14 protein-coding genes and 2 tRNA genes are annotated in these 12,791 nt (G+C 41.0%); 13 read left to right on the top strand and 3 right to left on the bottom strand.

The features are described from left to right. Window positions 1-14 precede the first annotated feature (14 nt). Window positions 15-461, bottom strand: a complete 447-nt coding sequence (gene mscL / locus HMPREF9009_RS09340; protein ID WP_004316173.1) for a large-conductance mechanosensitive channel protein MscL — start codon at window positions 459-461, stop codon at window positions 15-17. Between the two features lie 142 nt (window positions 462-603). Here mscL and gap point away from each other — a divergent pair, with 142 nt between their 5' ends. The 7 genes from gap (at window position 604) to HMPREF9009_RS09305 (ending at window position 7,883) form a co-directional block, all read left to right on the top strand. Then, window positions 604-1,614, top strand: a complete 1,011-nt coding sequence (gene gap, locus HMPREF9009_RS09335) for a type I glyceraldehyde-3-phosphate dehydrogenase (RefSeq protein WP_004316172.1) — start codon at window positions 604-606, stop codon at window positions 1,612-1,614. Between the two features lie 173 nt (window positions 1,615-1,787). After that, window positions 1,788-3,848, top strand: coding sequence for a M3 family metallopeptidase (locus HMPREF9009_RS09330; RefSeq protein ID WP_049701979.1), 2,061 nt, complete (start codon window positions 1,788-1,790; stop codon window positions 3,846-3,848). Window positions 3,849-3,886: 38 nt separating this feature from the next. Next, on the top strand, window positions 3,887-4,402 hold the full coding sequence (locus HMPREF9009_RS09325; RefSeq protein ID WP_008020858.1) for a DUF4847 family protein: 516 nt from the start codon (window positions 3,887-3,889) through the stop codon (window positions 4,400-4,402). Between the two features lie 8 nt (window positions 4,403-4,410). Next, a complete protein-coding gene (locus HMPREF9009_RS09320) occupies window positions 4,411-4,860 on the top strand; it encodes a dCMP deaminase family protein (RefSeq protein WP_008020857.1) in 450 nt (149 codons plus the stop codon). 30 nt (window positions 4,861-4,890) lie between these two features. Next, window positions 4,891-6,642 carry a S41 family peptidase gene (locus tag HMPREF9009_RS09315; protein WP_008020856.1) on the top strand — a complete coding sequence of 584 codons (1,752 nt, stop codon included), beginning with the start codon at window positions 4,891-4,893 and terminating at the stop codon, window positions 6,640-6,642. Continuing rightward, on the top strand, window positions 6,620-7,147 hold the full coding sequence (locus HMPREF9009_RS09310) for a 5-formyltetrahydrofolate cyclo-ligase (RefSeq protein ID WP_049701978.1): 528 nt from the start codon (window positions 6,620-6,622) through the stop codon (window positions 7,145-7,147). The genes HMPREF9009_RS09315 and HMPREF9009_RS09310 overlap by 23 nt, the downstream gene beginning before the upstream one ends. Further along, complete coding sequence (locus HMPREF9009_RS09305) at window positions 7,092-7,883, top strand: histidinol-phosphatase (RefSeq protein ID WP_008771137.1); 792 nt, start codon at window positions 7,092-7,094, stop codon at window positions 7,881-7,883. The genes HMPREF9009_RS09310 and HMPREF9009_RS09305 overlap by 56 nt, the downstream gene beginning before the upstream one ends. Here the strand turns inward: HMPREF9009_RS09305 and HMPREF9009_RS09300 are convergent. After that, complete coding sequence (locus HMPREF9009_RS09300; RefSeq protein ID WP_004316165.1) at window positions 7,870-8,157, bottom strand: DciA family protein; 288 nt, start codon at window positions 8,155-8,157, stop codon at window positions 7,870-7,872. The genes HMPREF9009_RS09305 and HMPREF9009_RS09300 overlap by 14 nt on opposite strands. Next, entirely contained in the window at window positions 8,144-9,262 is a 1,119-nt protein-coding gene (gene recF / locus HMPREF9009_RS09295; RefSeq protein ID WP_008771136.1) for a DNA replication/repair protein RecF, read from the bottom strand. The genes HMPREF9009_RS09300 and recF overlap by 14 nt, the downstream gene beginning before the upstream one ends. A 160-nt stretch (window positions 9,263-9,422) precedes the next feature. Here recF and HMPREF9009_RS09290 point away from each other — a divergent pair, with 160 nt between their 5' ends. The 6 genes from HMPREF9009_RS09290 (at window position 9,423) to HMPREF9009_RS09265 (ending at window position 12,448) form a co-directional block, all read left to right on the top strand. Beyond that, complete coding sequence (locus tag HMPREF9009_RS09290; protein WP_004316163.1) at window positions 9,423-10,106, top strand: tetratricopeptide repeat protein; 684 nt, start codon at window positions 9,423-9,425, stop codon at window positions 10,104-10,106. Between the two features lie 150 nt (window positions 10,107-10,256). Continuing rightward, a complete protein-coding gene (gene ribH / locus HMPREF9009_RS09285) occupies window positions 10,257-10,751 on the top strand; it encodes a 6,7-dimethyl-8-ribityllumazine synthase (RefSeq protein WP_004301766.1) in 495 nt (164 codons plus the stop codon). Between the two features lie 51 nt (window positions 10,752-10,802). Then, window positions 10,803-10,885: transfer RNA gene (locus HMPREF9009_RS09280), tRNA-Tyr, on the top strand. 8 nt (window positions 10,886-10,893) lie between these two features. Beyond that, a tRNA-Gly gene (locus tag HMPREF9009_RS09275) sits at window positions 10,894-10,966 on the top strand. Window positions 10,967-11,100: 134 nt separating this feature from the next. Continuing rightward, window positions 11,101-11,472, top strand: coding sequence for an ISAon1 family transposase N-terminal region protein (locus HMPREF9009_RS09270; RefSeq protein WP_008640050.1), 372 nt, complete (start codon window positions 11,101-11,103; stop codon window positions 11,470-11,472). A gap of 40 nt (window positions 11,473-11,512) precedes the next feature. Then, the gene (locus tag HMPREF9009_RS09265; protein WP_008025715.1) at window positions 11,513-12,448 is read left to right on the top strand and encodes an ISAon1 family transposase; all 936 of its coding nucleotides are present in this window, start codon (window positions 11,513-11,515) and stop codon (window positions 12,446-12,448) included. Window positions 12,449-12,791: the final 343 nt, after the last annotated feature.

Below are 12,791 nucleotides of genomic sequence, written 5' to 3'. Positions count from 1 at the left end.
TATTTTAATTAGAATCAATTATTTTTTTCTTTCAGCAAATCACGTATCTCCGTCAACAAAACTTCTTCTTTCGTTGGCGCAGGAGGAGTTGGAGGAGCAGCCGCTACTTCTGCCTGTTTTTTAGTTGTCAGTTTCGTAATCAAACGTATAAATAAAAATATAGCAAAAGCGATAATCAGAAAATCAAAGGTGGCCTGCAGAAACTGACCATAATCCAATGTCACAGCCGGAGCTATCTCCTTACCGTCAGCACCGATCTCTGCCGCTTTCATCACCCATTTCAAATCCGTAAAGTTCACACCGCCAACCAATAAACCAATCGGAGGCATAATAACATTAGCAACCAATGATGATACGATTTTTCCAAACGCACCACCAATAACAACACCGACAGCCATGTCTATGACGTTACCTTTCATGGCAAACGCCTTAAAGTCCTGTAAAAATGTACTCTTTCCCATCTTTTTTCAATATTTAATGTGAATTTAATGCGCGAATATAAAAACATTTTTGTAATTTTGCACCGCATTTGAAAATAAAACAAGTGCGGAGGTAGAGAGATATTTGAACAAATATTATAAAACCCTTAAAAGTTTAAACAAAATGATTAAAGTAGGTATTAATGGATTCGGACGTATCGGACGTTTCGTTTTCCGCGCTGCAATGACAAGAAACGATATTCAAATCGTAGGTATCAATGACCTTTGCCCGGTTGATTACTTGGCTTACATGCTGAAGTATGATACAATGCACGGTCAATTCGACGGTACTATCGAAGCAGATGTTGAAAACAGCAAATTGATCGTTAACGGTCAAGCTATCCGTATCACAGCTGAAAGAAATCCGGCTGATTTGAAATGGAACGAAGTAGGTGCAGAATACGTTGTTGAATCTACAGGTTTGTTCTTGAGCAAAGACAAAGCTCAGGCTCACATCGAAGCTGGTGCAAAATATGTTGTAATGTCAGCTCCTTCTAAAGATGACACTCCGATGTTCGTTTGCGGTGTAAACGAAAAGACATACGTAAAAGGTACTCAATTTGTATCTAACGCTTCTTGTACTACTAACTGTTTGGCTCCTATCGCTAAAGTATTGAACGACAAGTTCGGTATCCTTGACGGTTTGATGACTACAGTTCACTCTACAACTGCTACTCAGAAAACAGTTGACGGTCCTTCTATGAAAGACTGGAGAGGTGGTCGTGCTGCTTCTGGCAACATCATCCCTTCTTCTACTGGTGCTGCTAAAGCTGTAGGTAAAGTAATCCCTGCATTGAACGGCAAATTGACTGGTATGTCTATGCGTGTTCCGACTTTGGACGTATCTGTAGTTGACTTGACAGTTAACTTGGCTAAACCGGCTACTTACGCTGAAATCTGCGCTGCAATGAAAGAAGCTTCTGAAGGCGAATTAAAAGGTATCCTGGGTTACACTGAAGATGCAGTAGTTTCTTCTGACTTCTTAGGTGACGCTCGTACTTCTATCTTCGACGCTAAAGCAGGTATCGCTTTGACTGATACTTTCGTTAAAGTTGTATCTTGGTATGACAACGAAATCGGTTACTCTAACAAAGTTCTTGACTTGATCGCTCACATGGCATCAGTTAACGCTTAATTAGAAGCTTGAACCATATAGAAAACCGCTGCGGGAAACCGTAGCGGTTTTTTTATACATTTCATTTTATATATTGTTAAAAAGCAACGTGTTATCCGTTGAATAAGCGACAATTTTAGTAGCTTTGTACTTCTATGGAGAGATTATTAATAACATTGATACTAGTTTGCACTATGAGCAATATAACAAACGCCCAGAATCCTTTCTACGGGCAATACCATACGCCGCACGGAACCGTGCCGTTCGACCGGATTGAAACTGAACATTATGAGCCTGCTATCCTCGAAGGAATCAAGCTGCAAAATGCTGAAATAGAGGCTATCATACAGAATCCGGAAAAGGCTGATTTTAGCAATACGATAGAAGCTTTCGAAGAATCAGGGGAATTACTGGATAAAGTAGTTGCCGTCTTCGGTAATATGTTGAGCGCAGAAACGAATGACGATCTGCAAGAACTCGCTCAAAAGATTATGCCGTTACTTAGTGAACACAGCAATAATATCACACTGAATGAAAAGTTATTCGCACGTGTGAAAGAAGTGTACAACCAAAAAGAGACTTTGCAACTGACACAGGAACAAAAACAGTTACTGGAAAATGCATACAACAGTTTTGTTCGTCATGGTGCCAATTTGGAAGGAGAAGCACGGGAAGAGTACCGCCGCCTGACAAACGAGTTGAGTAAACTGACGCTTACTTTCAGTGAAAACAACCTGAAAGAGACAAATGCCTATCAGATGCTGTTGACAAAAAAGGAAAGTCTCGCCGGATTACCCGAAATTATCATAGAAGCTGCTGCTGAAACAGCCAAGAGCGAAGAAAAAGAAGGATGGGCGTTCACGCTTCATGCTCCAAGCTACGTTCCTTTTATGACGTATTCCGACAATCGTGATTTACGCCAGAAATTGTATATGGCTTACAATACAAAATGTACGCACGATAACGAATTCAATAATATCGATATCGTAAAAAATATAGCCAATACACGTATGAAAATAGCCCAGCTATTGGGATACAAAGATTATGCGGAATATACGCTAAAGAAAAGAATGGCTGAAAACAGTGAGTCTGTATACAAGCTGCTCAACCAACTGCTGGAAGCATACGCTCCTACCGCACAACAAGAATACAAAGAAATTCAAGAACTGGCCCGCGAAGAGCAGGGAGATGATTTCGTTGTAATGCCTTGGGACTGGAGTTATTACTCAAACAAACTGAAAGACAAAAAATTCAATATCAATGAAGAAATGCTCCGTCCTTACTTCGAATTGGAACAAGTGAAGAAAGGAGTGTTTGGACTAGCTGAAAAGTTATATGGAATTACTTTCCGGAAAAATACAGAGATTCCGGTTTACCATAAAGAAGTGGAAGCCTTTGAAGTGTTTGATAAAGACGGAAAATTCTTAGCCGTCCTATATACTGACTTCCACCCGCGTTTAGGTAAGCGCGCCGGAGCTTGGATGACGAGTTACAAAGATCAATGGATAGATAAAAAGACTGGCGAAAACAGCCGTCCGCATGTATCCGTTGTGATGAACTTTACCAAGCCAACCGAGAATAAGCCTGCTTTATTAACATTCAATGAAGTAGAAACATTCTTGCATGAGTTCGGACATAGCCTGCATGGTATGTTTGCCAATTCCACTTACAGAAGTTTAAGCGGAACCAATGTATATTGGGACTTTGTGGAGCTTCCTTCGCAGATTATGGAGAACTTCGCCATAGAGAAAGATTTCCTCAATACATTTGCCCGTCATTATCAGACAGGAGAAGTTTTACCGGATGAATTAATAAAACGTCTTGTAGATGCTTCTAATTTTAATATTGCCTATGCTTGTCTGCGACAACTAAGTTTCGGTTTACTCGATATGGCGTGGTATACTCGCGACACTCCTTTTGAAGGAGACGTGAAAGCTTATGAACAGGAAGCCTGGAAGGATGCACAAATATTGCCGGTTGTGCCGGAAGCTTGCATGAGTACGCAGTTCTCCCATATCTTTGCTGGTGGATATGCTGCCGGATACTATAGCTATAAATGGGCGGAAGTACTGGATGCTGACGCTTTCTCATTGTTCAAGCAAAAAGGAATATTCAATCAGGAAGTTGCAGACTCGTTCCGCAATAATATTCTGTCGAAAGGAGGAACGGAACATCCAATGGTACTTTATAAACGTTTCCGCGGACAGGAACCAAGTATTGATGCTTTATTAATCAGAAATGGAATAAAGAAATAAGTATTAAGTATAAGGTATTAAGTATTAAACATAACCGTATGAAGAAGAATATCTATAAAATAGTAGGATTATTACTATTGCTTCCTTTATTTTCAGGGTGTAATGATTCGGACGATGTAGCTGCTATCTTTACAGGAAAAACGTGGAAACTAAATTATATCACTGTGGATGGAGGTCATGAGATGTTTCCCTTCTGGGAAAATGAGGAACAAGAAAAAGCAAGTATCAAAGAACTTAATAAGAATGGTACATACAATATCGTATTTGATGGTACAGTAGATGGAGATGTTATGAACGGAAATATAAAAGGAACTGTCATTGCAACCAGTACTTTTGAAGGGAAATGGAGCGCCAATGCCAAAAACAACAGCTTTAAAGCTACTGTTACCACTGCAGGTAATTATGGTAACGACCAACTCGCCAGAAATTTTATAGAGGGACTTAATGCAGCCACATCTTACGAAGGAGACAGTAACAACTTATACCTTTTATACAAACCGGCATCCGGTAAACAAACTTTCCGTATGGTTTTCCGGGTAGTTAGTAATAAATAGTAAACAACATGGACACTGAAAAGAAACAATTAGAACTTGACAAACGTTATATACGCATGGCCAGTATATGGGCTGAAAATTCCTATTGCCAACGCCGCAAAGTAGGAGCTTTAATTGTTAAAGATAAAATGATTATCTCCGATGGATATAACGGAACTCCTTCCGGTTTTGAGAATGTATGCGAAGATGAAAACAATCTGACAAAACCATACGTTCTGCATGCGGAAGCAAATGCCATTACCAAAATAGCACGTTCAAACAACAGTAGCGACGGTGCTACCATGTACGTCACCGCCTCTCCTTGCATCGAATGTGCGAAGTTAATCATACAGGCAGGGATCAAACGGGTAGTTTACTCCGAACATTACCGCCTGGAAGATGGAATTGAGTTATTAAAACGGGCGGGAATCGAAGTTATCTACACAGAATTAGATAACCATTCCTCTCCGAATAAATAAGAAGACGAACGTTTTAAAAAAGGAATAGACATGAGTACAAAAAACTCTTCACGTTTTACACCTGTCATCATAGCAGTCAGCGTGGTAGTCGGGATTCTTATCGGTACATTTTATGCCAAGCATTTTGCCGGCAACCGTTTGGGTATTATCAACGGTTCCTCCAATAAGCTAAACGCATTGTTACGCATTGTAGACGATCAATATGTCGACACCGTAAACATGGCCGATTTAGTGGAAAAAGCCATGCCGCAGATTCTGGCCGAATTAGATCCACATTCAACTTATATCCCTGCTCAAAATCTCGAAGAAGTCAACTCGGAACTGGAAGGTAGCTTTAGCGGAATCGGTATCCAGTTTACCATACAGAACGACACCATTCATGTGAATGCAGTCGTTCAGGGTGGCCCTTCTGAAAAGATAGGATTGATGGCGGGCGACCGTATTGTTACCGTGGACGACAGTTTGTTTGTCGGTAAGAAAGTAACTAACGAACGGGCTATGCGCACTCTGAAAGGTCCGAAAGGTTCACAAGTGAAATTAGGAATCAAACGAACAGGAGAAAAAGACTTATTGCATTTCAACATTACCCGTGGAGACATTCCTCAAAATACCGTTGATGCAGCTTATATGCTAAACGATGACATAGGTTACGTGAAAGTCAGCAAATTCGGTCGTACCAGTCATGTAGAATTGTTGAATGCACTGGCACAACTCAACCATAAAAAATGCAAAGGTCTAATCATTGACCTCCGCGGTAACACCGGAGGATATATGGAGGCTGCCATCCGCATGGTGAATGAGTTCCTGCCCGAAGGCAAATTAATCGTATACACTCAAGGCCGTAAATATCCACGTGCAGAAGAATTCGCCAACGGCACAGGTAGCTGTCAGAAAATGCCACTCGTCGTATTGATTGACGAAGGTTCTGCTTCTGCCAGTGAAATCTTCACCGGAGCTATTCAAGATAACGACCGGGGTACAGTTGTAGGACGCCGTTCCTTTGGTAAGGGGCTTGTGCAACAACCGATCGACTTCAGTGATGGTTCGGCTATCCGCCTGACAATCGCCCGCTACTACACTCCATCCGGACGTTGTATCCAACGCCCATACGAAAGCGGTAAAGATCGTAACTACGAACTGGATTTATATACCCGTTACGAACATGGGGAATTCTTCTCACGCGACAGTATCAAGCAGAATGAGAGCGAACGTTATAACACCAGCCTAGGACGTACTGTTTATGGCGGTGGTGGTATCATGCCGGATATATTCGTACCACAAGATACAACGGGAGTCACCTCTTATCTTTCTACTGTTATCAATCGGGGACTGACTATTCAATTCACATTCCAGTACACCGACAATAACCGGAAGAAACTTAGCCAATATGAAACAGAGGAAGAATTGCTGAATTATCTTCGTCATCAGGGATTGGTAGAACAGTTTGTCCGTTTTGCCGACAGCAAAGGAGTGAAAAGAAGAAATATCCTCATTCAGAAGTCATACAAACTTTTGGAGAAGAACCTCTTTGGTAACATCATCTACAATATGCTTGGACTGGAAGCTTATCTTCAATATTTTAACAAGACAGATGCTACCGTCATTAAAGGCATTGAGATACTCGAAAAAGGAGAAGCTTTCCCAAAAGCTCCGGTAGCCGTTGAAGAGGAAGAAGTGACAAAGGACAAAAAAGATGGAAAGAAAAAAAGAACTGCGCAAGCGTATAGCATTACTGAAGACCCAACACGCGGATTCGACTATGCGAAAGCTGCAATCAGCTAACATACTGACCGCCCTTGAAGCCCACCCGGCTTTCAGGGCGGCCAATACCGTACTACTATACCATTCGCTAAATGATGAAGTAGACACACATGAGTTTATCCAAAAATGGAGCAATAAGAAACGAATCTTGCTCCCCGTAGTGGTAGGCGATGATTTGGAGCTTCGGGTATATACCGGGCCTGAAAATATGTCAATCTGTGGTGTCTATGGCATAGAAGAACCAACCGGGGAAGCATTCACAGACTATGCAGCCATCGATTTCATCGTCGTTCCCGGAGTCGCTTTCGACGCAAAAGGTAATCGTTTGGGACGAGGAAAAGGATACTACGACCGCCTCTTGCCACGCATACCAACAGCTTACAAAGCTGGGATTTGTTTCCCATTTCAATTAGTAGAAGAAGTTCCTGCGGAATCATTCGACGTCCGCATGGATATAATTATAACAATCAATGAAGACGAATTATCACACCCATACCACCCGCTGCCATCATGCGACAGGGAGTGACGAAGAATTTGTTTTAAGTGCCATCAAAGGCGGCTATCAAGAAATAGGCTTTTCAGACCACACTCCGTGGAAATACCACACCAATTATATCTCCGACATCCGCATGCTCCCTGAAGAGTTGCCGGGGTATGTGGAAAGCCTCCGTTCGCTACAAGAAAAATACAAGAATCAAATCAGTATAAAAATAGGATTGGAATGTGAATACTTTCCTGAATATATACACTGGTTAAAAGGAATCATCAAAGAATATAAGCTGGATTACATCATCTTCGGAAATCACCATTTTCATACAGATGAGAAGTTTCCCTATTTCGGCCGGAATACAGATTCGGTAGACATGCTCGAGCTCTACGAAGAGAGTGCTATTGAAGGGATGGAAAGCGGACTATTTGCCTACCTTGCCCATCCGGATTTATTCATGCGTTCCTACCCGGAATTCGATCATCATTGCAAACTGGTCAGCAGACATATCTGCCGGACAGCAGCACGGTTAAACCTACCGTTGGAATATAATCTTGGTTATGAAGAGTATAATGACATTCATGGAATCACCACCATTCCTTACCCGGATTTCTGGAAAGTAGCCGCCCATGAAGGTTGTACCGCTATCATCGGTGTAGATGCTCACAATAATCAATATCTGGAAAATCCTTTTTATTACAGCCGTGCAACCGAAACACTTCGCAAGCTGGGTATAAAGGTTATAGACAGAATCCCTTTCCTCAACGAAAAATAATGTTTGTAATAACCATAGCACCGACTCTCTGATTGAGTGTGCGCACCAATACTTCACGCCCCATCATCAACTCCTGCCGGAGAGCAGCAGAAGTAAGATGCACATACAATGTCTGATTACGAATATAAAGATTGCTGGTATAAGCCGCCGCCGGTCCTAAGACTTGAGGCCAGGCATCCAACAGTCTTTGTTCGTTCAGCGGAGATTCCAAACTCTCCTGACGAAGAAACTGTTGAATCAGTTTTCCTATTTGTTCGGCATCATTGCGCTTCATCGTCAGCCTCCATTTCTTGAATTGTACCCTCTTCTACACGAAATATCTTATAATCACTACCTACCTTATGTAAAATACGGTCCAGATGCCCCCGGTTCGTATCCGTTATAAATATCTGCCCGAAATTGTCTCCGCCCACTAACTTCACTATTTGCTCTACGCGGGAAGCATCCAGTTTATCAAAAATATCATCTAATAATAATAAAGGAACAGTTCTGCCCGTACGTTTCAAGAAATCAAACTGTGCCAGTTTTAACGCCACCAGATATGTCTTATTCTGTCCCTGCGAGCCTTCTTTCTTTATCGGAAATTCGCCCAACAGCATATTTAACTCATCCTTATGAATCCCCCGCAAAGAGAATCCCATTATCTTATCCCGCTCCCTGCTCTGCTTCAACACTTCCAACAAAGAAGCATCCCGTGCATGAGACTCATAAGATAATCCCACAGCCTCTTTATCCTGAGAAATAAAAGAATAGAAAGATTGGAAAATAGGAATAAACTCCCGGATAAACGCTTCACGCTTCCGGAAAACGATTTCACCGGCTTGAGACATCATTTCCTCCCATACAAGAAACAATTCTTCCTCCACCGGGAACTCACTCTTCAGCAATGTGTTACGCTGCACCAATGCTTTATTATACCGTATCAGTGCTTCAAGATATTCTTTATCATACTGCGAAATCACTACATCCATAAACCGACGACGTTCATCACTCCCTCCGGCTATCAATTCAGAATCGGCAGGTGAAACCATCACCAAAGGCAGGAAGCCGATGTGATCCGAGAAACGACTATATTCTTTCTTATTCCGTTTAAATTGTTTCTTCGAACGGCGTTTCATTCCACAATAAATCTCTTCAGGAGTTCCGTCCTCCGCTTCATAGAAACCCTGGATGACAAAGAAGTCTTGTTCATGACGAATATTCTGCGAATCAATCGGATTGCCGGAACTTTTACAGAAGGATAAGAAATACACTGCATCCAGCAGATTCGTCTTCCCCATCCCATTCAGTCCAAAAAAACAATTCAGTTTGGCAGAGAATCCCAGCTCCACCTCTTCCAGATTCTTATAATTTAATATAGATATTCGTTTCAGTATCATTGTGCACACGTTAATTTGTTCACAAAAGTAGCAAGATTTTCGTGGTTTTCGGGTGTAAAACAAAAAAAGATGCTTCTAAATTTCGTTTGTAGATATAAAAAAACTACTTTTGCGAGTCGAAATATCAAACTGTGAATAATAACAAAAAGAATCATATAAAATGGCAGAACAAAAGAATCAGAACGAACATCTGAACGTAGAAGATGCACTGACACAATCGGAAGCATTTCTTATCAAGTACAAAAACGCAATTATTGGCGGTGTTGTTGCTGTGATTATTATTGTAGCAGGTTTTATCATGTACAAAAACCTCTATGCTGAACCACGTGAAGAAAAAGCACAAGCAGCTCTTTTCAAAGGACAGGAATACTTTGAACAGGATGCTTTTGAACAGGCTTTAAACGGTGACAGCATCGGTTACACAGGTTTCCTGAAAGTAGCTGATGAGTACAGCGGAACAAAAGCTGCTAATTTGGCAAAAGCTTATGCTGGTATTTGCTACGCACAACTTGGCAAATATGAAGAAGCAGTGAAGATGCTGGATAGCTTCAATGGAAAAGACCAAATGGTTGCTCCGGCAATCTTGGGTGCTGCAGGTAACTGCTATGCACAACTTGGTCAACTGGACAAAGCTGCCTCTACTTTACTGTCGGCAGCAGACAAAGCTGACAATAACACATTAAGCCCGATTTTCCTGATACAAGCCGGAGAAATCTTGGTAAAACAAGGAAAATATGACGATGCAGTAAACGCTTACACTAAGATCAAGGATAAATACTTCCAGTCTTATCAAGCTATGGACATCGACAAATATATCGAACAGGCTAAATTGATGAAAAAATAATACCTTATTATATAAGGAGATCGAGGCACGGATTACACCGGATTAAGCGGATTATCTATTAAAACCGTGGAATCCGTGAAATCCGTGCCTTTCTTCTTAATTTCCCATACTTTCAAACTTCATTTTATAATTCTCAACTTTTAATTTACTATGGCAACAGCTTACCATAACTTATCCGAATATGATTTCAATTCCGTTCCGAATGCAGAAGCAATGAAATTTGGCATTGTCGTATCCGAATGGAACTTCAATATTACCGGTGCTTTACTGAAAGGCGCAGTCGATACATTAAAAAAACATGGAGCAAAAGACGAAAATATTCTGGTAAAAACTGTACCGGGAAGTTTCGAACTAACTTTTGGCGCCAATCAAATGATGGAAAATTGCGATCTTGATGCAATTATTGCAATTGGTTGCGTAATTAAAGGAGATACTCCACATTTTGATTATGTTTGTATGGGAGCAACCCAGGGAATTACCGAGTTAAACGCAACTGGCGATATACCAGTTATTTACGGATTAATTACCACAAATACAATGGAGCAAGCAGAGGATCGTGCCGGTGGCAAACTGGGTAACAAAGGAGACGAATGTGCAATTACTGCAATAAAAATGATCGATTTTGTTTGGAGTTTAAATAAATAGTTGTATCTTTGCACCGCAATTGAGAAACAAACCTCCTCAAAAGCAAAAAAAGGGCAAATACCAGAGTGGCCAAATGGGGCAGACTGTAAATCTGCTGTCTTTCGACTTCGGTGGTTCGAATCCATCTTTGCCCACAAAAATTGCGGAAGTAGCTCAGTTGATAGAGCATTAGCCTTCCAAGCTGAGGGTCGCGGGTTTGAGCCCCGTCTTCCGCTCTCCAAAGAGAATCTGAGAAATTAGATTCTCTTTTTTTTGTTTTACTTTAGACCGCTAAGATTATGAAACGGCGGCATATCCCGGCTCAGTCTGAAACCTTGGGGGATTGCGTTAAAATTCTTATTTTTGCATCATGAAAACATCCTCTTCCCAAACGATTGATCCTGTTGCTTCTTTAAGCTTGTTCTTGCCTTCAGGAATCCTTGATTACTTTACCCTAGTCAATCATGTTTCTCAGGATACTTGCTTTATTCTTTATTTAGAGGAGAAAGCCACTATTCCTGCTGAGTACTCTGATCTCCATCTTCACTCAAAAGGTTTCCTCCCTGAGATTGAAGTTCAGGACTTCCCTATCCGTGGTAAAGCCGTTTATTTACGTATCAAGCGTCGTCGCTGGGAAGATCCATCCACTGGGCAGACATATAGTCGTGACTGGAGTTTGGTAGCCACCGGTACTCGCATAACCGCTGAGTTCGGTGCTTTTTTAAAAGAATTACTTAGATAATCACGCCGTTAGCTGCCAAAGTGTAGCTGAGCATTACTGTATGGATGGCAAACAGCTTCAAAGCCAATATAAAGACCACCTGAGTGACTTCCAGAATTGGGATCAGAGAGCACATGCCCAAGAGTATATCCTTTATCCAAAGAATATGGGTTATCACCTATGTATTGACGAAACGGCTTTAAGTAAGGGAGATCTTTATACCATCTTAATAAATAGAGATAAGCGAGGTAGGAAAGGTTCTATTATAGCTGTAATTCAGGGCACTAAAACCGATGATATCATTGCGGTACTTACAAAGATGCCACAGGAGCTGCGTAATCAGGTCAAAGAAATTACACTGGATATGGCAGGGAGCATGCAAAAGATTGCCAAAACGTGCTTTCCACGTGCCATGCAGGTGATTGATAGGTTTCATGTACAAAAACTTGTATACGAAGCTGTACAAGAGTTGCGCATTACATATAGATGGCAAGTGATAAAAGAGGAGAATAAAGCTATGAAAGCGGCAAAAGAGAAGGGGGAAGTATATAAAGCAGAAGAACTCGAAAACGGAGATACACTCAGGCAATTATTGGCCAGAAGCAGATATTTATTATTTAAATCACCTGATAAATGGACCAAGAGTCAGAAAATCAGGGCAGAATTACTTTTCAAGCAGTTTGAAGATATTAAGCACGTATATTACTACTCATTGGAGTTGGGAAAGATCTTTTCCACAAACTATGACAAGGATGTAGCAAGAGCAAAGCTGGCACTATGGTATAATAAGATTGAAGAATATGGATACGATACATTCACAACAGTAGCAAACTCTATTGAGAATCATTATGAAAGGATTCTGAACTTCTTTGTGAACAGGAGTACAAATGCAGCAGCGGAAGCATTTAATGCTAAAATCAAAGCATTTAGGGCATCATTTAGAGGAGTAGTGGATATGAGCTTCTTCCTTTTTAGGCTAGCAAAGGTATATGCATGAAGGGAATTGACTAAACTTAATCCCCCAAGAATTACAACTGAGCCCATATCCCTAAAAATTAATTCATTCCGGTACGGAAATGCGGCTCAGTCTGAAAACGGCTCCCAAGATACTACCGCTGACAATAACTCGTCAATATGCAGCTTTTATTTCTTTCTCTTGCTTATATTATTCTTTCAATTGCCTAACGAGTTATCGTTTGACAGTTGTTGAACGAACGCTTGACATATGTTGAACTATCGCTTGACTATAGTCAAACGAAAACTACTTAGGCAATGAAATAACTATCAATAGGTAAACGATTGCTTAAAAATAACTAATAAAATCATTAGTGGCAATTGAT

Source organism: Bacteroides sp. 3_1_13, assembly GCF_001185845.1.
Taxonomy (GTDB): Bacteria; Bacteroidota; Bacteroidia; order Bacteroidales; family Bacteroidaceae; genus Bacteroides; species Bacteroides xylanisolvens.
This window is presented reverse-complemented; position numbering and strand designations above follow the sequence as displayed.

Bases quoted from the DNA above. Each gene is read 5' to 3' on its own strand.
- HMPREF9009_RS09300 (WP_004316165.1), bottom strand. From the start codon at position 8,157: ATGAAGCGCAATGATGCCGAACAAATAGGAAAACTGATTCAACAGTTT.
- recF (WP_008771136.1), bottom strand. From the start codon at position 9,262: ATGATACTGAAACGAATATCTATATTAAATTATAAGAATCTGGAAGAG.
- HMPREF9009_RS09330 (WP_049701979.1), top strand. From the start codon at position 1,788: ATGAGCAATATAACAAACGCCCAGAATCCTTTCTACGGGCAATACCAT.
- HMPREF9009_RS09320 (WP_008020857.1), top strand. From the start codon at position 4,411: ATGGACACTGAAAAGAAACAATTAGAACTTGACAAACGTTATATACGC.
- HMPREF9009_RS09270 (WP_008640050.1), top strand. From the start codon at position 11,101: ATGAAAACATCCTCTTCCCAAACGATTGATCCTGTTGCTTCTTTAAGC.
- HMPREF9009_RS09290 (WP_004316163.1), top strand. From the start codon at position 9,423: ATGGCAGAACAAAAGAATCAGAACGAACATCTGAACGTAGAAGATGCA.
- HMPREF9009_RS09305 (WP_008771137.1), top strand. From the start codon at position 7,092: ATGAAGACGAATTATCACACCCATACCACCCGCTGCCATCATGCGACA.
- HMPREF9009_RS09315 (WP_008020856.1), top strand. From the start codon at position 4,891: ATGAGTACAAAAAACTCTTCACGTTTTACACCTGTCATCATAGCAGTC.
- mscL (WP_004316173.1), bottom strand. From the start codon at position 461: ATGGGAAAGAGTACATTTTTACAGGACTTTAAGGCGTTTGCCATGAAA.
- ribH (WP_004301766.1), top strand. From the start codon at position 10,257: ATGGCAACAGCTTACCATAACTTATCCGAATATGATTTCAATTCCGTT.
- gap (WP_004316172.1), top strand. From the start codon at position 604: ATGATTAAAGTAGGTATTAATGGATTCGGACGTATCGGACGTTTCGTT.
- HMPREF9009_RS09310 (WP_049701978.1), top strand. From the start codon at position 6,620: ATGCGAAAGCTGCAATCAGCTAACATACTGACCGCCCTTGAAGCCCAC.
- HMPREF9009_RS09265 (WP_008025715.1), top strand. From the start codon at position 11,513: ATGGATGGCAAACAGCTTCAAAGCCAATATAAAGACCACCTGAGTGAC.
- HMPREF9009_RS09325 (WP_008020858.1), top strand. From the start codon at position 3,887: ATGAAGAAGAATATCTATAAAATAGTAGGATTATTACTATTGCTTCCT.